Origin of the sequence: Micromonospora rosaria (assembly GCF_001567585.1) — a bacterium.
Classification (GTDB): Bacteria; Actinomycetota; Actinomycetes; order Mycobacteriales; family Micromonosporaceae; genus Micromonospora; species Micromonospora rosaria.
Window position 1 is genome coordinate 1 of sequence record NZ_LRQV01000067.1, and the last position, 20,055, is coordinate 20,055.

The window sequence follows — 20,055 nt, forward strand, 5'->3', positions numbered from 1 at the left end:
CGGCCGGCAGGGTGGCCGACCGGAGCCGGTCGGCGACCGCCGTCGCCCAGGCCAGCAGCTCCTCGGTGGACGCCGTCGCGCTCGGCGCGGACGCCCCCGCCGCCGGTGCCGCCGCACCCGCGCCGGCCGGCGTCTCCGCCCCGGCCGGCGGGGACACCGCCGGCGCGGTCAGCAGGCCGGTCGCCGCCTCGTCGAACGCCGACACCGGCAGGCAGCAGAACTCCGGCACCCGGAAGCCGGCCAGGCGCAGCCGCTCCTGCCGGGCGAACTTGTGCCCGACCAGGGTGGCGTCGGTCAGCCGGGGGTCACCGGCCCGGATCAGCGCCATCACCACACCCCGGGCAGCAGGCGGGGCCGGCCGGTGGCGAACTCCGGGTAGCCGGGGACCGCCCACAGCACCCGCTCCTCGGTGCGGATCCGCCACACCAGCACCGCCACCAGCGCCACCAGCGCCAGCACGCTGACCACGTGGTGGAAGAAGAGGACGAAGCCGAGGTTGGCCAGCAGCATCCCGGAGTAGGCCGGGTGCCGGACCAGGCGGTACGGGCCGGTGGTCACGATCGGGTGCTGCTGCCGCCGGACCACGTGGTGGGTGTAGAGCGCCCCGAGCACCCGGATGGCCACCAGCCGCAGGACGATCCCGGCGACGAAGAGCGCGATCGGCGGCACCATCCACCACGACCACCCCGACCAGGGGGTGGCCGGCAGCACCGTGACGATCACCAGGAGCATCCGGGTGCTGGCGTACGCGGCCAGGGTGCGGATCTCCACCGCCGGCGCCGACGAGCGGCGGAAGGTCACCGGGATCTCCGCGCCGATCCAGGCGAGGTACGCGCCGGCCAGCAGCCCGGAGACCAGGTGCTCGGGTGCGGCGGCGTGGGCGAGGTGCCAGACGGCCCGGCTGCCGAGTACGGCCAGCGCGACCACGAACAGCACCCGGGTCAGCAGGGTCACCGGGTCCACCGTCCGGCGGGTGGCTCCGGCGGTCGCGTCCGTGCGGGTCACTTGTGTCCTTCCTGGTTGGTGGCGGGCGTGGCCGGATGGCGCAGCCGCTGGTAGACCGCCTCGGGAGCGGCGTAGTACCGGAAGCCGACGTGCCCCCGGCGGACCCCGTCGACCAGCACGTCGAAGACGAGACTGCGCCGGCCCTTGGCGGGTGGGATCGGCGTCCAGCTCAGTTCCACGTCGCCGTGGACCGTGCCGGGCAGGTCCGCGTCCAGGTCGAGCAGCACGAACCTCAGGTCCGGGCTGGCGTGGTGCGCGACGTGGTTGATCATGGTGGCGTACTGGCGGGCCGCGTCGATGACCAGTTCCACCTGGTCCGGCTCGCCGGGCGGGCTGGCCAACGGGTGGCCCGCGAACGGCCGGCGGACGGCGACCGTCTGGTCGGCCCCGGTCGGGACCATCTCCGAGATCAGGACGTTCTGGGCCAGCCGCCGGTGCACCAGGGCCGGCTCGGCCGCCGGCGTCTCCGCCGGCAGCAGGCGGGCCGTGGGCCGCCGGACGGCCGGCGCCTCGACGGCCCCGAACTCGACGTGGCCCGTGCAGACGGCGGTGCCCGCCTGCTCGGCCCGTACGGTGAGCGCCCCCTCGGGCCCGCCGGTGTCGGCGGCGGCCACCCGGATCGTCCGCTCCAATTCGCAGAAGAGCGGAAATCGCAGCGTCGTCCGGATTCGCCGGTCGATCCCCTCCACCGGCGTGCCGGTGGCCCTGACCAGTTGGAAGACGCCGCAGATGAGGGCCATGCCGGGTACGTGGTCGAGTGGATGGTCGAACAAATAGGGATCATCGTGGTCCAGGTCGAGCGTCGCCGACCAGCGGCGGACCGCCGTCGAATTCTCCTCGTCGAGATCGCGCAGCAACTCTGCCGTCCGTTGTGGATCAGCGTGGCCGGTAGCCGGTCGGGTATCCAGTGACACTGCGATCCGCCCCCCATCGGTCTCGTTGTTCACGCGATCGTTGATTGCCGGTGGGACGCACGCAAGCTTCGACCGTTCTCATTCTCGGTCCGGTTCCGGACCCAGGTCCGCCACCTCGGGCTACGGCAGAGTTACGTAACGTTCCAGGATGGACACTCCGGATTGTCGACGGTACGACCGGGACCGTGCGGAATGCACCACCCGGTCGATCACCGCCCGCCGACCCGGTGGTGCCGACCGCCGTGGACTTGTCGACGGTGCCCGCTGCGCGGCATTCGTGGTGGTTGCCGCGCCGGTGCCCGGACACGGCACAGCCGCCGGGAGGGGTGCCCTCCCGGCGGCCGTGGCGGTGCCGTCAGTTGCGGGTGATGGTGAACGTGCTGGTGGTGTTGCGGATGTCCTGCCAGTTGTTGCTCAACCGCAGGTTGGTAAAGGTCACCGAGCCGACCGCCGGGCCCTGGCCCTGCTCCGGCAGCTCGTTGACCCAGATCCCGAAGCCCGACTTGGCGTCGAAGGCGTCACCGCTGCGCCGCGCGCCCGAGATCGACACGTTGGTGAAGACCGTGTCGGTGACCGGGTTCTCCGGCTGGTTGCCGGTGTACTTGGTCTGGAACATGATGCCCGAGTACGTCGGATCGACGATGTCCACGTCGCTGACGCGGATGCCACGGAACTCCTTCGACGCGGAGAACACCCAGATCGCCGGGAAGGTCTGCGCGCCCCAGAAGTGTCCGCCGGCCCGGATCAGTGAGATGTTCTCGAACCGGGTCGGTGGGCTGGCCCCGAACCCGACGAAGGGGTAGCCGAAGTCCAGCGAGCTGATGGTGATTCCGGAGTACGTCAACATATCCGCGATGTAGAGATTGCGGAAGATGTTGTCGTACCCGCCGTACACGGCGATCCCGGCGGCCCGCCAGGTCAGCGTGGCGCTGAGGTTCTCGAACACATTGCCGTGATTTCCGGTGGCGGCGCCCTGGTCGGTCGCGGAGAACAACGCGAACGCGTCGTCGCCGTTGGACCGGCCCTCCGAGTTGCTGATCAGGTTGTTCGTGCTGCCATTGGTCATGTTCACCGCGTCGGCGAAGGTGTTCCGGAACCGGCTATTGGTGATCTTCAACCCGCTGACGCTCACCCCCCAGTACGCGCACACCGTGTGCTCGACCCAGACGTTGTCCAGGGTCAGGTTGTCGACGTCCTTCAGCTCGCCCCAGACCTTGCCCGGCCCGTCCTGGCGGGTGGTGTAGTTGCCGAAGAAGGCCAGGTGCTCGAAGGACGACCCGCTCGCGCTGGGCTCCACCCGGAAACCGGCGTCGGTGTTCTGCTGCGACGGCGGCGTCTGGAAGCGGGTGAACCACATCCCCGCGCCGACCACCTTCACCGGCTTGCCGTACACCTGGAGCTTCTGGGCGGTCTCGTACGTGCCCGGCGGCAGGTAGACCCCGACCAGGGTGCCGGTGGTGTCCATCCGGACCGCGTCCAGCGCGCTCTGCACGTCGGCGTGGCCGAACCCGTTGGGCACCCGGTACCGCGCCGGGTCCGGGTTGTCCCGGGGGGTCACCTGCTCCAGGTTGACGAAGTCGATGGCGTACGTGGTGGTGTTCGCCGGGTCCTTCTGCAACCGGATCCGGCTGCCCGCCGGGATGGTCGAGTCGAGCAGCACGTTCGCCTCGTCGTAGAGGTGCCGGGGCGGCCCGGCGCTCGGCGAGTCGCTCGGGCTGGCCTCCGCGCCGTACAGCCAGATGTGCTTCGAGGTGAGGCTGACCGGCTTGTGCAGCACCCCGTTGACGTAGATGTTCAGCGTCGCGGTGATTCCGCCCCCGTTCGGGGCGTCCGGGATGGAGAAGCGGGTGACCAGGGCGTTGGCCGGTGCCCTGGTGGTCCACTCGACGTACGCGCCGGTGCTGTTCAGGGTCACCGCCCGCCGGCCGGACGCCTCGCCGGCCAGGTCACCGATGGTCCGGTTCGGCCCGACCACCTGCGCCCCACCGCCGACCGAGCCCTCCTCTGCCTCGTACATGTCGTACGGCAGGTTGGCGCCCCGGCCCACGAACAGCGGTCGCTCGCTGGTGTTGTTGGCCCGCTTGACGGGCACCTCGTTGGCGTCGGCGGCGACCACCACCCGGACGGTGTACCGGCCGTTGGCCGCCGGCCAGGTGCCCAGGTCGACCGGGCCGGCCGTGGCACCGGCGCCGATCGTGCCGGAGTACGCGCCGGTGAGGGTGCGGACCACGGTGCCGGTGTCGGTGAGCAGGGTGAGTGTGACGCCGTGCGCGCCGCCCGCCGAGGCGACCGTCCCCTGGTTGCGCAGGGTCACCGCGAACCGGACCGTGGCGCCCGCGTTCGGCGTGCCGGGTGACCAGGTCACCGCCGAGGCGACCAGGTCGGAACTCGACACCGGGGTGACCGTCAGCCGGGTCGGGCTGGTCAGACTGTTGTTCGACTCGTCCTGCTCGATGACCCGGTTCGCCTCGTCGACGGTGGCGCTGAGCTGGTAGCTGCCGGCGTCGCGGGGGTCGACGGTGGTCGACACGGTGGTCGACGCGCCGGCCGCGAGGGCACCGACCGGGGCCTGGCCGACGGTCGTCCCGTCGAGGGCGAAGCCGACCGTCGTCGCCCCGGCCGCCAGGGTGCCGGCGTTGCGCACGGTGGCGGTGAGCGTGATCCGGTCGGTCTCCACCGGGGCGGCGGGAGCGACGGTCAGGGTGGTGACGGTGAGGTCCGGGTTCGGCGCCGGGGTGCCGATCACCTGGAGTTCGGCGACCTGCCCGTTGGCCGACCCGGTGTTCGCGGTGAACTGGAGCCGCACGTCGGCGGCGGTCGCCGACACCGGGACGGTCACCGTGTTGCCGCCGGCCGGGCTGAACGAGTAGGCCGCCGCGCCGACCAGCGTGCTGAACCCGGCGGCGGCCTGCTCCCGACCGAGGATCTGGAAGGTCTGGGTCCGCGGCCCCCACGCCGGGTCCGGGTTCAGCTTCACCACGACCGCGCTGATGCTGGCGTTGGCGCCGAGCGCGACGGTCAGCGTGCTCGGGTACGCCCCGGGCGCACCCTCCCAGTACGTGGTGACGTCGTCGTCGACGGCGTTGGCGGCGGTGAAGACGTGCACCGTCGACGAGGCGGTGGCCGGCTTGCCGGCGGCGAGGTTGCGCCCACCCGGGGTGCTGCCGGTCCGGGTGACGGTGTTGCTGTTCGCCGAGGCGTTGCCGGCGGCGTCCCTGGCCCGGACGTGGTACGTGACCGTCGCGCTGGCCGGCTGGGTGTCGGTGTGGGTGAGGGTGGTGCCGGAGACGCTGGCCCGTAGGACGTTGTTGGCGTAGATGTCGTATCCGGTCACGCCGACGTTGTCGGTGGCGGCGGACCAGGTGAGCCGGATCTGTCCGGTGGCCGGTTGGGTGTACGCCAGGTTCGTCGGGGCGGTCGGCGGCTGGGTGTCGCCGCTGCTGCCGGTCCGGGTGACGGTGTTGCTGTTCGCCGAGGTGTTGCCGGCGGCGTCCCTCGCCCGGACGTGGTACGTCACGGTGGCGTCGGCGGGTTGGGTGTCGGTGTAGGTGAGCGTCGAGCCGGAGACGCTGGCCCGCAGGACGTTGTTGGCGTAGATGTCGTATCCGGTCACGCCGACGTTGTCGGTGGCGGCGGACCAGGTGAGCCGGATCTGTCCGGTGGCCGGTTGGGTGAAGGCCAGGTTCGTCGGCGCGGCCGGCGGCTGGGTGTCCCCGCTGGCCGGCCCGTACACCTCGAGCTCGGCGAGCTGACCGGCCGGCCAGCCGGTGTTCGCGGTGACCAGGAGCCGCACGTAGCGGGTCGACGCCGCGCCGACCGGGACGGTCACCGTGTTCCCGGCCGCCGGGGTGAACGCGTACCCGGCGGAGGCGACCAGGGTGCTGAACGTCGACCCGGTGGTGCTGCCCTGCACGGTGAGCGTCTGGGTGCGCGCCGCCCAGCCGCCGGGCAGCCTGAGCACCAGCCGGTCGACGGTGACCGTGGCCCCGAGGTCCACCTGGATCCACTGCGGGAAGGCGTTGTTGGCGCTCTCCCAGTAGGAGCCCGGGTTGCCATCGTTGGCGTTGCCGGCGACGTGGACGTCGGCGTGGCCGCTGGCGGACATGCTCCGGCCCGCCGCCAGGTTGGTCGACGAGCTGGCCGCCCCGTACACCTCCAGCTCGGCGAGCTGCGCGGCCGGCCAGCCGGTGTTCGCGGTGACCGCGACCCGGACGTACCGGGTGGTGGTCGCCGGGAAGTCGAGGGTGACGGTGTTGCCGCCGGCCGGGCCGAAGACGCGGCCCGCCGAGCCGACGATCGTGCCGAAGCCGCTGCCGTCCGCGCTGCCCTGCACCGACAGCGTCTGGGTGCGCGACTCCCAGCCCGTCGGCAGCTTCAGCTTCACCTGGTCGATCGAGCGGCCGGAGCCCAGGTCGACCTGGACCCACTGCGGGAGGGCGCCGCTGCTCTCCCAGTAGGTGCCGGCGTCGCCGTCGGTGACGGCGGTCGCGACGTAGGAGCCGTTGGCGCTGCTGGCCGTCGCGGGTCGGCCGGCGGCGAGGTTCGGGCCGCCGGCCGCGACGGCCGCCGGTGCGGGCGCCACGGTGAGCACGAGGCCGACCGCGACGAGCACGGCGGTCAACCGGGTACGGAATCTGGACATGGGGGATCGACACCTTCTTCCGGGGAGGTGGAGAGGCGTTACGGGTGCCGCGGGGGCGGCGGGGGTGGGGTGGGCCCCGGTCGGCGTCCCGGGGCCCACCCCACGACTCAGGAGGCGTGCACCTCGAACTCGGCGACCTGCGCCGCCGGCCAGCCGGTGTTGCCGGTGACGACCAGCCGGACGTAGCGCCGGTCACCGGCGGGCAGGCCGATCGAGACGGTGTTGCCGGTGGCCGGGTCGAAGGTCCGGCCCGCCGGGGCGGCGAGCGTGGCCCACGTGGCGCCGTCGGTCGAGCCGAGCACCGACAGCGTCTGGGTCCGGGTCTGCCAGGCCGGCGACGGCGGCAGCTTCAGCACCACCCGGCGTACCGGCCGGGCGCTGCCCAGGTCGACGGTGAGGGTCTGCGGGAAGACGTGGTTGGCGCTCTCCCAGTACGTGGTGGCGGTGCCGTCCACCGCGTGGGTGGCCACGTACACGTCGGTGTGGCTGGTGGCGGTGACCGGCCGGCCCAGCGCCAGGTTCCCGGTCGGCGGCGGGGTCGTCGGCGGCGGGGTGGTGGGTGGCGGGGTGGTCGGGGCAGTGGTCGGTGGCGGGCTGGTCGGGCCGCTGCCCCACCGGGGCTCCGGCCACGGCCCGCAGTACGGGGTGGCGGTGTACCAGCCCGAGTTGCCGGCCCCCTGGGTGATCTGGAAGCCGCTGCCCACGCAGTTGTGGATCGGGGTGGCCTGGGCGATGTTGGTGGCCCGGACGTTGGTGAACGACACCTGGCTGGGCGCCTGCACCTGGAGCGCGTACGTGCCCGCGCCGTCGATGCGAACGTTGCTGAAGCTGATCCCGCTGGTGGCGCCCTCGATCCAGTGCAGCGCCGCGTAGGAGCTGTCCAGGATGTCGGTGTCGCTGACCACGATCGACGCGCCCTGGATCGGCTGGTTCAACGCGGAGAACCAGATCGCGCCGACCCCGAACCGCCAGTTGTAGTCGGAGTTGCCGTTACGGATCAGCGTGTTGCGGGCGACCGTGATCGTGCCGGCGACGGCGGTCGGGCCGGTCACCCCGGTGTACCGGTTGGCCACGTGGATGCCGCCGCCGTTGGTGACCGAGTCGGCGGTCACGTTGTCGGTGATCCGGATGTCCCGCCCACCGTAGGTGACCAGGTGGTTGGCGAGGACGGTCACGCCGATCGTGTTGCGGGTAAAGGAGTTGCCGACGTTGGGCACGGTGTCGGCCCACATGGCGAGGGCGTCGTCGCCGGTGTTACGGACGAAGGTGTTGGTCACCGTCGAGTTGGTGACCCCCCAGTGGAAGTTCACCCCGTCGGCGGTCTGGTCGAGGATCCGGCTGTTGCGGATGGTGAAGTTGTCCATCGGCCCGTCCATCCAGGCGCCGACCTTGGTGTGCTGGAGCCACAGGTTGTCCACCACCGAGTCCGACATCGCCCCGCCGATGGCGTTGACCTGGTCGTCGTCCACCCGTTCCCGGATGTCGCCGATGATGGCGAAGTCGCGCAGCACCACGTTGCGGCTGGGCCCGCCGGCCTCGTGCGGGCGGATCTCACCCCGGTACCCGCCGCCGGTCACGTACTTGCCGTAGATGCCGGCGGCGCGCTTGCGGTCGGTGGGGTGCCGGCCGCCGAGCACCGAGTGCCACGGACCGGCGCCGCGCAGGGTCACCCCGTCGACCACCACGTGGTCCCAGAGCGTGAAGCTGCCCGGCGGGATCCACACCGTCCGACCCTGGGCGCGACCGGCGTCCACGGCGGCCTGGAACCGGGCGGTGGCGTCGGTGGCCCCGGTCGGGTCGGCCCCGAAGTCGGTCACCACGTCCAGGGCGCCGGCCGGTTTGGCGATCGGGGCGGCGACCAGCTCGAAGTCGGCCAGGTCGATGGTGAACGTCGGTGACTGGGCGGTCGAGGAGACCTGGAGCCGGATCCTCGTGCCGGCCGGGTACGTGCTGCCGAACAGGGTCCGGGTCTCGTCGTAGAAGTGGTGCGGGTTGATGTCGCCGGGGTTGTTGTTGAACGGGTAGCCGCCGTAGTACCAGCCGTACTTCGAGGTGACCGGGACCGCCCTGACCAGGGTGCCGTTGGCCCGCAGGTCGATGGTGGCGTCGCGGCCGGTGCCGGCGGCGTTGTCCGGGACGCTGTAGCGGACGGTCACCGCGTTCGCGGGTGCGGTGAGGGTGAACTCGACGTACTCCCCGACCGCGTCGAGGGTGACCGCCTCCCGGCCGCTGGCCTCCGACGGCAGCGTGCCGTAGCGGCGGTCCGGTCCGATCCGGGTGCCGGTGTGCGCGGCCTTCTCCGCCTCGTGCTCGACGAACGGCACGGTGGCGCCCCGGCCGGTGATGTCGAACGGGGAGAGACCGGCCGCGCGGGCCGGGGTCGCGGTGCTGGTGAGCGTGACGACCGAGACCGACGCGGCGGCGAGCGCGGTGCCGACGAGCGCGGCGATCGTCGTCCGGGTCCGGTGTCTCGGCGGGCGGGGGTGGTGACGGGCGGTGTGGTCGGCCATGAGCAGGGCTCTCCCTTTCCTTCAGGTGGCCAGGTCCCCCGTGTGGTGCGGTGGCGTACCTCCTCGTCGCGGGCGGGCCGGCCGACGGCCAGCGGTCGGTGGCGCGGTGTCGGCGGTGGGACGGGACCGCCGCCGCCGCGCCCGGGTCATCTCGGGTCGTCCGGCGTGCTGCGCAGCCAGACGGCGGTGTCCGGGGGCAGCCGGTCGTCGTCGAGCGGGCCGCTGGCCAGGAGCAGCCCACGGTGCGGCGGCAGCGGCACCGCCGCGCCGGAGAGGTTCACCAGGCAGGTGACACCGGGATCGCGGCGCAGCGCCAGCACCCCGTCCGGGGCGGGCAGCCACGTCAGGTCCCCGTCGCCGAGCGCCGCCTCGGCGCGGCGCAGGGCGATCGCCGTCCGGTACAGCTCCAGCATCGAGTGCGGGTCGCCGGCCTGCGCGCGGGCCGTGCGGTCCTTCCAGTCGGCCGGCTGGGGCAGCCACGGCGGCGCGGTCGCGCCCTCCGGGCTGAAACCGAACGGCGGCGCGTCGCCGGACCACGGCAGCGGGACCCGGCAGCCGTCCCGACCCGGGTCGACCCCGCCGGACCGGACGAACATCGGGTCCTGCCGCAGCTCGTGCGGGATGTCCTCGACCTCCCACAGGCCCAGTTCCTCGCCCTGGTAGACGTAGGCGGCACCGGGCAGGGCCAGGCTGAGCAGCACGGCGGCGCGGGCCCGCCGGGTGCCCAGCTCCAGGTCGGTGGGGATGCCCTCCCGCCGGGCGGCGAAGCTGAACGTGGTGTCGGCCCGGCCGTACCGGGTGACGTGCCGGGTGACGTCGTGGTTGGACAGCACCCAGGTGGCCGGCGCGCCGACCGGGGCGTGCGCGGCCAGCGTGGCGTCGACGCAGGCGCGCAGCGCGGGGGCCGTCCAGGCGCAGCCGAGGAAGTCGAAGTTGAACGCGGTGTGCAGCTCGTCGGGGCGCAGGTAGTTGGCGAAGCGCTGCTGGTCGGGCAGCCAGATCTCACCGATGAGCGCCCGGCCGCCCGGGTACCCGTCGGCGATCCGCCGCCAGCTCCGGTAGATCCCGTGCACCGCGTCGACGTCGACGAACGGGTGCGGTCCGTCGGGGGTGACCTCCGGCAGGGTGGGGTCCTTGGCCAGCATCGCCGCCGAGTCGATCCGGATGCCGTCCACCCCCCGGTCCAGCCAGAACCGGATGATCTCCTCGAACTCGGCCCGTACCCTCGGGTGGTCCCAGTTGAAGTCGGGTTGCTGCGGGGCGAACAGGTGCAGGTACCAGTCGCCGGGGGTGCCGTCCGGGTTCGTGGTCCGGGTCCAGGTGCCGCCGCCGAAGGGGGAGACCCAGTCGGTCGGCTGCCGCCCGCCGTCCGGGCCCCGGCCGGGATGGAACCAGAACAGCTCCCGTTCCGGCGCGTCGGGGTCGGCCAGTGCCGCCTGGAACCAGGGGTGCGCGTCGGAGCAGTGGTTGGGCACCAGGTCGACGATGATCCGCAGGCCCTGCCGGTGGGCCTCGGCGATGAGCTGCTCCGCCTCGGCGAGGGTGCCGAAGACCGGGTCGATGTCGCGGTGGTCGGCGACGTCGTAGCCGGCGTCGGCCATCGGCGAGGGGTACCAGGGGCTCAGCCAGAGCGCGTCCACCCCCAGACCGGACAGGTACGCCAGGCGCTCGCGGATGCCCGCGAGGTCACCGATGCCGTCGCCGTCGCCGTCGGCGAAGCTGCGCGGGTAGATCTGGTAGATCACCGCGCTGCGCCACCACCGGGAGTCGTCTGCTGTGGACACGGGCACCTGCTTTCTGGGTCGGTCCGTCGAGGTCGGCTGGCCCGCGCCCAGCGGCCGGCGCTGGCCGGGGCCGGGTCAGCCCTTCAGGCCACCGGCGGAGAGGCCGCTGACGATGCTGCGGTGGAAGACCAGGAAGACGACGAGCATCGGGACGCTGGCGATCACCAGGCCGGCCATCAGCTCGGTCGGGGGGATCTGGCTGGTGTTGGCCAGCCGGCTCAGCGCCACGCTGAGCGTCTGCGTCTGCGGGTCCTGGAGCACCAGCAGCGGCCAGAGGAAGTCCTTCCAGATCGCGATGATCGAGAAGATGGAGACCACCCCGAGCACCGGCCGGGACAGCGGCAGCACGATCGAGGCGAGCACCCGCAGCCGGCCGGCGCCGTCCAGGCTGGCCGCGTCGAGCAGGTCGTCGGGGATCTGGTCGAAGAAGCGCTTGAGCACGTAGATGTTGAAGGCGTTCGCGGCCGCCGGCAGCCACAGCGCCCACGGGGTGTTCAGTAGGTTGACGCCGAAGATCGGCACGTCGCTGACGGTCAGGTACGCCGGCACCAGCAGCGCGGCGGCCGGCAGCATCAGGCTGGCCAGCATCGCGGCGAGCACCACACCGCCGAACCGGGGCCGCAGCTTCGACAGCGCGTACGCGGCGGTCACCGCCACCGCGAGCTGGATCAGCCAACCGCCGAGCGCGTAGTACACGGTGTTCAGGAAGTACCGGGGGATCTGCATGTGCTCCCACGCCAGCGCGTACGTCCCGGGATGGAAGGACTCCGGCACGATCGTCGGCGGGGTACGGGCGAACTCGGCGGGCGCCTTCACCGCCGAGGTCACCATCCAGTAGACCGGGACGAGGAAGACCAGCACGAAGAGCGTGAGCACCAGGGCCAGCACCGCGACGTACAACACCCGGCCGCGCCCCCGGGCGAGCTGGCGGTCGGCGATCAGGGTGCGGGTGGCGGCGGCGCGCGGTCGCCCGGACCGGCGGCGCGACTCCGGCGGTGGCGTGCCGGTGGGCGGCACGGGGGTGGCGGCGAGGGTCACGGCGGCCTCCTCGGTCGGCGCGGCGGGCTCGAACGGCGCGGCGGGGCTCAGTCGGCGCGGCGGGTGAGCCGGAGGTAGAGGGCGGAGAAGACGCCGAGCACCACGAAGAGCACCACGCTCGCCGCGGCGGCCAGGCCGAAGTCGTTGTTCACCGTGAAGGCGTACCGGTAGATCAGCACCATCACGGTGACCGTGTCCGGGTTCGTGGTGCCGGTGAGCTGGTACGGCTCGATGAAGACCTGCATGGTGGAGATGATCTGGAGCAGCAGCAGGACCAGCATGATGAAGCGCAGGTGCGGCAGGGTCACGTGGCGCAGCCGTTGCCGGACGCCGGCCCCGTCCAGCTCGGCCGCCTCGTACAGCTCGCCGGGCACGTTCTGCAACGCGGCGAGGTACATCAGCGTGGCGCCGCCGAGGTTCGCCCAGGTGGAGACGAGGACCAGCGAGATCATCGCGGTGGACGAGGACTGCGTCCACTGGCTCTCCGGCAGGTGCGCGCCGCGCAGCAGCGTGTTGAACAGGCCGTTGCCCGGGTCGTAGAGGTACTTCCAGAGCAGCACCACCACGATCGGCGGCAGCATCACCGGCAGGTACACGGCGACCCGGAAGAACCCCGCGACGTGCCGCAGCTCGTTGAGCAGGATCGCCAGCGCCAGCGGCACCAGGTACCCGAGCACCAGGGCGAGGCCGGTGAAGACCAGCGTGTTCTTCCACGCGGTCCAGAACAGCGGGTCGGCGACGAGGGCCCGGAAGTTGTCCAGCCCGACGAAGGTCGGGTCGGTGACGAAGTTGACCTGCTGGAAGCTGAGCACGACGCCGCGCGCCAGCGGGTACCAGGAGAAGAACGCGAAGCAGAGGAGGCCGGCCGCGAGGAAGGCGTACGCCAGCAGGTCGTCCCGGAGCCGGCGCCGCCGCCGTCCGGCGTCCGCCGCCCGGGGCCGCCCGGCCGCGCCGGGGCCCTCCGCGGCATCCCGAGCGGTCGTCAGAACCGCCATCTCAACCCCTTCGGTGGAAGGAAGGGCCCCTTGTTAACGCCTCCGGTAGAGGAAGGGGCCCCTCCTCACCGCGCTGTCTGGCCGGTCAGCGGACCGTGCTGAGGATCGTGTTGACCTGTTTCTCGGCGTCGGCCAGGAGTTGGTCCACGTTGGCGTCGCGGTCGGTGAGCACCTTGAGCATGGCCACGTCCAGCGCGGCGTAGACCTGCTGCGCGTTCGGGGGTTCGAGCTTGACCGGGATGCTGCCCATCGCGGCCACGAAGGGGGCGTAGTTCTGCTGCGGCACGTTGGCGTACGTCTTGTCGGCGGCGGCCTGGGTCTGCGCGGCGGGGCCGGTGAAGATCTGCGGCTCCGGCAGGCCGACGGGGAGCTTGTGCTCCGCCGCCCACTTGTTCTCCGCCTCGAACCGGTCCGCGCTGGTGAACCAGAAGGTCAGCCATTTCAGGCCGGCGCGGATCTTCTCGGGGCTGGCCTTGGCGTTGAACATGTAGCCCTCACCGCCGCCGAGGGTGCCCCGGCCGTCCGGGATCGGGCCGAGTCCGTAGTCGGCGAAGTCACCCTTGTACTGGTTGACGATGGTGGGGATGTTGTCGGCGGTGGCCAGGTACATGCCGAGCTTGCCGGCGCCCATGAGCTGGAGCAGGTCGGCCCACTCCAGGGACTGCCGGGCACCCATGCTGTCGTCGGTCCAGCGCATCTCCTTGAGCTGGGTGAGCACCTGCCGGCCGGTGTCGTTGTTGAACGCCGCCTTCCAGGTGCCGCCCTCGTTGACCGCGACCTCGCCACCCCGGGAGTACATGTGGGTGGTGAAGTGCCAGCCGCCGGTGTTGGACTTGCTGTACTCGCCGAAGCCCACCGTGCCGCCGCCGAGGGCGGCGATCTTCTGCGCGGCGGTGCGGACCTCGGCCCAGGTCGTCGGCGGCTTGTCCGGGTCCAGTCCGGCCTTGGTGAACAGCGGCCGGCTGTAGAGCAACCCCATCGAGTAGTTCTTGTACGGCAGGCCGTACAGCTTGCCGGCGTCGTCGGAGAAGACCCGCCTGACCTCCGGCCGGATCTGGTCGACGACGGGGAAGTCCTTGACGTACGCCGAGATGTCGGCGACCTGCCGCTTGGCGATCAGGTTCGCCGGATCGGTGAAGTAGACGTAGAAGACGTCCTCCAACTGCCCGCCGGCCAGCTTCGCGGCGAAGGTCTGCGGGTCCATCTTGCCCTCGCGGGCGTCGATCCTGATGTCCGGGTTCTGCCGTTCGAACTCGGCGACGTTGTCGAGGAAGCGCTGGTGGTTCGCCGCCTCCGTCGCCGGGGGCAGCCCGTTCACCGTGATGGTCACCGTACCGTCGGCGGACTGGTCCTCGTCGGAGCCGCAGCCGGTCGCGGCGAGGGCGACCCCGGCGACGAGGAGGACCCCGAGCGCGCGGCGCAGCCTGGTTCTGGTCATGGGGCGCACACCCTTCCTGGGTGGAGGTGATCTCAAGCTCGTCACTGCCTTGTTTCGTGGCGATGACGATACAAACCCGAATCGATGAACGCAAGAACCAGACTGGACTATGAAAATCGGGGACAGTGGTGGAGGGTGGTGTCCGGAGACGCGACGAGGGGCGGACCCCCGTCCCGGGTCCGCCCCTCGTCCGCGTGGTGCCGCCGCCCGGCCGGCTACCCCCTCGGGGTGGGCGCGGTCGAGCCCCGCACCACCAGCTCCGGCTCGAAGAGCAGCTCGTCGGCGAGCACCCCGCCGCCCTCGATCTGGGTGACCAGCAGGTCCACCGCCGCCTGGCCCATCGTCTCGATCGGTTGCCGCACCGTGGTCAACGGCGGGTCGGTGCAGGTCATGAAGGCGGAGTCGTCGAAGCCGACGACCGACACGTCGCCCGGCACCGCCCGGCCGAGCCGGCGCACCGCGCGGATGGTGCCCAGGGCCAGCACGTCGCTGGCGCAGATCACCCCGGTGGCCCCCCGGTCGACCAGCTTGGTCGCGGCGACCCGGGCGCCCTCCATGGAGAAGCTGGACCGCTCGACCCACTCGGTCTCCTCGCCCCACCCGGCGACCCGCCGCAGCGCGGCCAGCTTGCGTCGCGACGGCACGTGGTCCTCCGGGCCGAGCACCATGCCGATCCGCTCGTGTCCCAGCGAGCGCAGGTGGCCGTACGCCTGCTCCACCGCCACCGCGTCGTCGGTGGAGACCCGGGGGAAGCCCAGCTCGTCGACGCCCGCGTTGACCAGCACCACCGGCAGTCCCCGCTCGGTCAGCCGCCGGTAGTGCTCGTGCGCGGCGTCGGCCAGCGCGTACGACCCGCCGGCGAAGATGACCCCGGAGACCTGGTGGTCCAGCAGCATGTCGACGTACGCCGACTCGGTGACGCCGCCGATGGTGCGGGCGCACAGCGCGGGGGTGAACCCGCGCTGGGCCAGCGAGCCGGTCACCACCTCGGCGAGCGCCGGGAAGATCGGGTTCTGCAACTCGGGGAGGACCAGCCCCACCAGCCGGGCCCGTTCCCCGCGCAGCTTGCTGGGCCGTTCGTAGCCGAGCACGTCCAGGGCGGTGAGCACCGCCGTCCGGGTCGCCTCGGCGACACCACCACGCCCGTTGAGCACCCGGCTCACCGTGGCCTCGCTGACGCCCGCCTTGCGAGCCACCTCGGTCAAACGTTTCGTCACGACCGCAATTCTACGTCGCCGTGATGAAAGAAACGAACAGTCACCTGTCGGCGGTTGACGTCATCTGTCGGCGTGCCGTGACCCGTCCAGCTTCTGCCAGTGCCCGGGATCGTGGGTCACCGCGACGAGCTGGTCCCGCAGCAGCCCCAGGTCCCCGGGATAGGCCCCGCCGCCCCACAGGGGCGCGCTACTGGCGCCGTCGGCGGCGGCGACGACCAGGGTGAGGACGTCGTCGGGGAGGCCGTCGGCGCGCAGCTCGTCCTGCCAGCGCCGGGCGTCGTCGCGGCTGAGTCTCTCGACCTCGGGACTGGTCATCAGGTGGGCGGTCAGCGTGATGCTGTCGCGGAGCGTGCGTTCGTCGACGCTCGGGTCCAGGCAGGCGCGTACGTAGGCGCGGGCGAGCCGCCCCGGTGCCTCGTCGCCCGGGGACAGGGCGGCCTCGACCTCCCGGCGGAACCCGTCGAGCAGGTCGGCGGCGAGGGCGAGGACGAGATCGTCCTTGCTGGCGAAGTGGTAGAGCAGGCCACCCTTGGACACCCCGGCGGCCCGGGCGATGTCGTCGAGGGTCGCGGTGATGCCCCGGTCGCGGATCACCGTCGCGGCGGCGTCGAGCAGCAGGCGACGGGTCTGTTCGGGTGGGCGTCCCGCCTTGCGTGCCATCGCAGCCTCCCTCCTAGTGGTTCGCGGATGGGCCGCCGTCGCGCTCCGCCGGCTGTCTCGGCGAGGGAATGGTACGCCAGGCCACGATCGCGGCCAGCGCCGTGATCACCGCCGCGATCACCGAGGTGATCTGGATGGCGTGGACGAACGCCTCCCGCGCGGCGGCGGCGAGGTCCGATCCGGGCGCGAGGACGCTCAGCGCCGAGGGCAGCGAGTCCTCCACCATCGACCGGGTGGTCGGTGACAGGTCGGCGGGAAGGGCGAGGTTCGCCCGGTAGGTGAGGGTCACCACCGACCCCAGGATCGCGATGCCGAGCGCGACCCCCAGTTCGTAGGCGGTCTCGGAGATCGAGGCCGCGGCGCCGGCCTTGCGGGGCGGCACGGCGGAGACCACCGCGTCGGTGCTCAGGGTCATCGCCAGGCCGACCCCCAGCCCGACCGGCACCAGCGCGAGCCCGAGCCAGAGGTAACTCTCGGCGCTCTCGGCCGCCGCGACCAGCAGCAGCCCGACGGCGGACACCGCCTGGGCGATCCCGATGGCCCGGCCCCGGCCGAGCCGGGACATCGCGACCCCGACCAGGCCGACGACGAGGATCGAGGCGATCGTCGCGGGCATCTCGGCCAGCCCGGCGACCAGCGGGCTGAATCCCCGGGCCAGTTGGAGGTACTGGGAGAAGAAGAACAGCAGCCCGGTGAGCGCGAAGATCGAGATGAAGGTGGCCAGCACCGCGCCGCTGAACGCCGGATTGCGGAACAACGTCACGTCGATCATCGGGGTGGCCAGCCGCCGCTGCCGGCGGACGAAGAGCACCCCGGCCCCCCACCCGAGGGCGAGGGTCGCGGCGAAGACACCGTCGAGGCCGGTGCCGACGGCATGCTTGACCGCGTAGACCAGCGGCACGATCGCCGCCATCGACAGGCCCGCCGACAGCACGTCGAAGGGCCCCGGGCGGGGGTCGCGCGACTCCGGGAGCAGGACGATGCCGGCGACCAGGAGCACGACCATGATCGGTACGTTGATCAGGAACACCGAGCCCCACCAGAAGTGCTCCAGCAACGCCCCGCCCACCAGGGGGCCGAGCGCGATGCCGCCCGCCGAGGCGGCCGACCAGACCGCGATCGCCCGGGTGCGTTCCGCCTGGTCGAGGAAGACGTTCCGGATGATCGACAGCGTCGAGGGCATGATCGTCGCGCCCGCCAGGCCCAGCAGGAGGCGGGCCGCGATCAGCGCCTCGGCGGTCGGGGCGAACGCCGCGAGCAGCGAGGCCGAGCCGAACGCGGTGGTGCCGACCAGCAGCAGCTTCTTGCGGCCGATCCGGTCGGCCAGGGTGCCCATGGTGACCAGCAGACCCGCCAGCGCGAGCGAGTAGATGTCACCGATCCAGAGCACCTGGGTGGCCGTCGGGGCCAGGTCGCGCGTCATCGACGGGACCGCCAGGTACAGCACGGTCCCGTCGATCGCGAGCAGCAGCACGGCACCCACCAGCACCGCGAGCGCCGCCCACCGCCGCCGTACCGACAGCTCCGTCACCGAGTTCACCATGACAGGAACTATACCGTCTGGCCGGTAAAGTTTTTCGAGGGCAGATGATCGTTTCCGGCCGGCCGGGTCCCCGGCCCACCGGCGGGCCGGGCCGGCCCGCCCTCCGCCGCCCGGTATGCGCGCGTGCTGCCACGATGGGGCACATGCGGGACGGGAATCTCGTCGGGCTCTGGGACAGCAGCCTGTACGACTACGGGGTGATGGAGTCGAGCTGGGTCTGCCTGCGGCCGGACGGCACCGGCTGGAGCGCCTGGGCCAACGCCGGTGGCGCCGCCACCAGCCGGCTCCGCTGGAGCTGCCCCGGCGACGGTGAGGTCGAGCTGCGCTACACCTGGACGGCCGAGGGCAGGTTCGCCCCCGGGGCGCCGCCCTTCCTGGTCGACGTCGACGACGAGGGGCCGGACGACACCGTGGTGCGCACCCGTTTCCGGGTGGGCCCCGACACGCCGCCGCTGAGCGCGTCGCCGGTGACCTGCCTGCACGTCGAGGAGGGCATCGAGTACTGCCACCAGTTCGCCCTCGTGACCCGCGACGTCGAGGACGGTCCACACGTCTGAGCCCGCCCGGCGGGGCCGGACCGGACGGACGGGGCCCTCACCCGACCGGTTGGCCGACCACCTCCGGGTCCCCGAGGGCCGCCGCGAGGTCCCGGCCCACCCGCCGCAGGCCGCCGGAGCGGGCGACGGCGAAGACGAACCGGTCCGGGCGCAGCACGACCACGTCGGCCCGGTGCCGGCGCAGCCACGCGCCGATCGCACCGTCCACGTCGACGACGTCGACCCGGTCGCCGTCCTGCCCACCGGTGGCAGGCGGGACCGCCGCCCCGGCGGGGTGCACCTCGACGGAGCGCACCGCCGGCCCCGACACCCCGGGCAGGCCGGCCGGGAGGCCGCGCCCGATCACCGCGAAGCCGTCCCCCAGCACCTCGTCGAGCAGGCGGGGCGTCGCCGACCCGGCGGTGCCGACCCGGGGCTGCGGGAACATCGTCCCGACGGCACCGTCGCGCCGGCCCCCGGCCAGCAACCCGCGCTCGTACGCCGGCACCGGCTTGAACTCGAAGTGCCGCACGAACCGGCGTACCCGGGGCACGGTCTGCACCGCCCGCAACACGGCGTCCCGCAGCCCGGCCGCGCGCCGGCTGCGGGCCAGGAAGACCCGGCCCAGGCGGACGCTCGTCTGCGCCATCGCCGTGGTGTGGGGGCGCCGCTCGATCTCGTACGTGTCGAGCACCGCCGGATCGGCCGCGCCGGACAGCACCAGGGGCAGCTTCCAGGTCAGGTTCGCCGCGTCCCGTAGGCCGCTGCACAGCCCCTGCCCGAGGAACGGGGGCATCTGGTGGGCGGCGTCGCCCAGCAGGAACACCCGCCGCTCCCGCCACCGCTGCGCGACGAGGTGGTGGAACGTGTAGACCACCGCCCGGGTGACGGTGAACCGCGACGGGTCGACGTACGGGTCGACCAGCGCGGCGATCCGCTCCGGCCGACTCATCTCGGTTTCGGTCTCGCCGGGCAGGAGCATGAACTCCAGCCGGTAGCTGCCGCGCGCCCCGGGGGACACGAACGCCGGCCGCCGCCAGTCGCAGACGAAGGTGGTGTGCGCGCCCCGGATCCCCTCCGGCGGCACGTCGCCGGAGACGGCCAGCCACGGCTCGGCGTAGCTCGCCCCCGCCAGGGGGATCTTCGCGGCGGTCCGGGTGGTGCTGCGCGCCCCGTCACAGCCGAGCACGTACCGGGTCCGCACCGCGTACGACTGTCCGGTGTGCACGTCGCGCAGGGCCAGGTGCACCCGGTCGTCGTTCTGCTGCAGACTCACCAACTCGGTACCCGTCCGTAGCTCGACGTGCGCGAACCGGTCCAGCCCGTCGCGCAGGGTCTGCTCCAGCAGCGGCTGGTCGAAGAAGTTCAGCGGCGCGTGCCCGAAGCCGAAGTCGACCTCGTCGAAGGCGATGGTGGCGAACACCCGGCCGGCGGCGTTGACGTAGTCGGCCCTCCTCGGCTGGTGCAGGTCGTCGACGATCCGGTCGAGCAGCCCTGCCTGCTGGTAGATGCGCAACGCCTCGTCGTCGCAGGAGAAGGCCCGGGGCTGGCCGTGTGGCGCGGTGCTGCGCTCGACCACCAGCGTGCGCACCCCGCGTAGGCCGAGCAGGTTCGCGGCGAGCGCCCCGACCGGGCCGCACCCCACCACGACGACGTCGATGTCCTGGACCGCTGCGGACGGTGGCGGCTGTGCGGTGTTCATGGTGCTCCTCGGATGTAGGTGCCCGGTACTGACCGGGCTCGGGCTGCTGACGGTCCCCACGACACCAGCCC

General features: G+C 72.4%; 14 protein-coding genes. 1 reads left to right on the forward strand and 13 read right to left on the reverse strand.

Annotated elements, in window-relative coordinates; translation table 11 throughout:
- The 12 genes from AWW66_RS18250 to AWW66_RS18305 form a co-directional block, all read right to left on the reverse strand.
- On the reverse strand, nt 1-328 hold a 328-nt coding region (locus tag AWW66_RS18250), incomplete at its 3' end, for a hypothetical protein (protein WP_211271986.1).
- The gene (locus AWW66_RS18255; RefSeq protein WP_067367709.1) at nt 328-1,005 is read right to left on the reverse strand and encodes a methyltransferase family protein; all 678 of its coding nucleotides are present in this window, start codon (nt 1,003-1,005) and stop codon (nt 328-330) included. The genes AWW66_RS18255 and AWW66_RS18250, both read right to left, overlap by 1 nt.
- Nucleotides 1,002-1,862 carry an AfsA-related hotdog domain-containing protein gene (locus AWW66_RS18260; protein WP_157527556.1) on the reverse strand — a complete coding sequence of 287 codons (861 nt, stop codon included), beginning with the start codon at nt 1,860-1,862 and terminating at the stop codon, nt 1,002-1,004. The genes AWW66_RS18255 and AWW66_RS18260 overlap by 4 nt, the downstream gene beginning before the upstream one ends.
- 412 nt (nt 1,863-2,274) lie before the next feature.
- Nucleotides 2,275-6,561 (reverse strand): galactose-binding domain-containing protein, encoded by a 4,287-nt coding sequence (locus AWW66_RS18265; protein WP_067367713.1) that lies wholly within the window; start codon nt 6,559-6,561, stop codon nt 2,275-2,277.
- Nucleotides 6,562-6,668: 107 nt separating this feature from the next.
- Nucleotides 6,669-9,071: a discoidin domain-containing protein gene (locus AWW66_RS18270; protein ID WP_067367716.1), complete on the reverse strand. Its 2,403-nt coding sequence runs from the start codon at nt 9,069-9,071 to the stop codon at nt 6,669-6,671.
- 146 nt (nt 9,072-9,217) lie between these two features.
- On the reverse strand, nt 9,218-10,855 hold the full coding sequence (locus AWW66_RS18275; RefSeq protein WP_067367719.1) for a glycoside hydrolase family 13 protein: 1,638 nt from the start codon (nt 10,853-10,855) through the stop codon (nt 9,218-9,220).
- A 75-nt stretch (nt 10,856-10,930) separates the two neighbouring features.
- On the reverse strand, nt 10,931-11,893 hold the full coding sequence (locus AWW66_RS18280; protein ID WP_245648364.1) for a carbohydrate ABC transporter permease: 963 nt from the start codon (nt 11,891-11,893) through the stop codon (nt 10,931-10,933).
- Between the two features lie 47 nt (nt 11,894-11,940).
- Complete coding sequence (locus AWW66_RS18285) at nt 11,941-12,888, reverse strand: carbohydrate ABC transporter permease (protein ID WP_083978604.1); 948 nt, start codon at nt 12,886-12,888, stop codon at nt 11,941-11,943.
- Nucleotides 12,889-12,973: 85 nt separating this feature from the next.
- A complete protein-coding gene (locus tag AWW66_RS18290; protein WP_067367722.1) occupies nt 12,974-14,326 on the reverse strand; it encodes an ABC transporter substrate-binding protein in 1,353 nt (450 codons plus the stop codon).
- Nucleotides 14,327-14,541: 215 nt separating this feature from the next.
- Complete coding sequence (locus tag AWW66_RS18295; protein WP_067367725.1) at nt 14,542-15,543, reverse strand: LacI family DNA-binding transcriptional regulator; 1,002 nt, start codon at nt 15,541-15,543, stop codon at nt 14,542-14,544.
- 60 nt (nt 15,544-15,603) lie between these two features.
- Nucleotides 15,604-16,203, reverse strand: coding sequence for a TetR/AcrR family transcriptional regulator (locus AWW66_RS18300; protein WP_067367728.1), 600 nt, complete (start codon nt 16,201-16,203; stop codon nt 15,604-15,606).
- Between the two features lie 13 nt (nt 16,204-16,216).
- On the reverse strand, nt 16,217-17,746 hold the full coding sequence (locus AWW66_RS18305; RefSeq protein ID WP_067367731.1) for an MFS transporter: 1,530 nt from the start codon (nt 17,744-17,746) through the stop codon (nt 16,217-16,219).
- Between the two features lie 143 nt (nt 17,747-17,889).
- Between AWW66_RS18305 and AWW66_RS18310 the strand changes: the two genes are divergently transcribed.
- On the forward strand, nt 17,890-18,303 hold the full coding sequence (locus AWW66_RS18310) for a hypothetical protein (protein WP_067367733.1): 414 nt from the start codon (nt 17,890-17,892) through the stop codon (nt 18,301-18,303).
- Nucleotides 18,304-18,340: 37 nt separating this feature from the next.
- Here the strand turns inward: AWW66_RS18310 and AWW66_RS18315 are convergent, their stop codons facing one another.
- Nucleotides 18,341-19,984, reverse strand: coding sequence for a bifunctional 3-(3-hydroxy-phenyl)propionate/3-hydroxycinnamic acid hydroxylase (locus tag AWW66_RS18315; protein WP_067367736.1), 1,644 nt, complete (start codon nt 19,982-19,984; stop codon nt 18,341-18,343).
- Nucleotides 19,985-20,055: the final 71 nt, after the last annotated feature.

Coding starts and splice junctions, on each gene's coding strand:
- AWW66_RS18265 (WP_067367713.1), bottom strand. CDS start 6,561: ATGTCCAGATTCCGTACCCGGTTGACCGCCGTGCTCGTCGCGGTCGGC.
- AWW66_RS18270 (WP_067367716.1), bottom strand. CDS start 9,071: ATGGCCGACCACACCGCCCGTCACCACCCCCGCCCGCCGAGACACCGG.
- AWW66_RS18285 (WP_083978604.1), bottom strand. CDS start 12,888: ATGGCGGTTCTGACGACCGCTCGGGATGCCGCGGAGGGCCCCGGCGCG.
- AWW66_RS18290 (WP_067367722.1), bottom strand. CDS start 14,326: ATGACCAGAACCAGGCTGCGCCGCGCGCTCGGGGTCCTCCTCGTCGCC.
- AWW66_RS18300 (WP_067367728.1), bottom strand. CDS start 16,203: ATGGCACGCAAGGCGGGACGCCCACCCGAACAGACCCGTCGCCTGCTG.
- AWW66_RS18305 (WP_067367731.1), bottom strand. CDS start 17,746: ATGGTGAACTCGGTGACGGAGCTGTCGGTACGGCGGCGGTGGGCGGCG.
- AWW66_RS18310 (WP_067367733.1), top strand. CDS start 17,890: ATGCGGGACGGGAATCTCGTCGGGCTCTGGGACAGCAGCCTGTACGAC.
- AWW66_RS18315 (WP_067367736.1), bottom strand. CDS start 19,984: ATGAACACCGCACAGCCGCCACCGTCCGCAGCGGTCCAGGACATCGAC.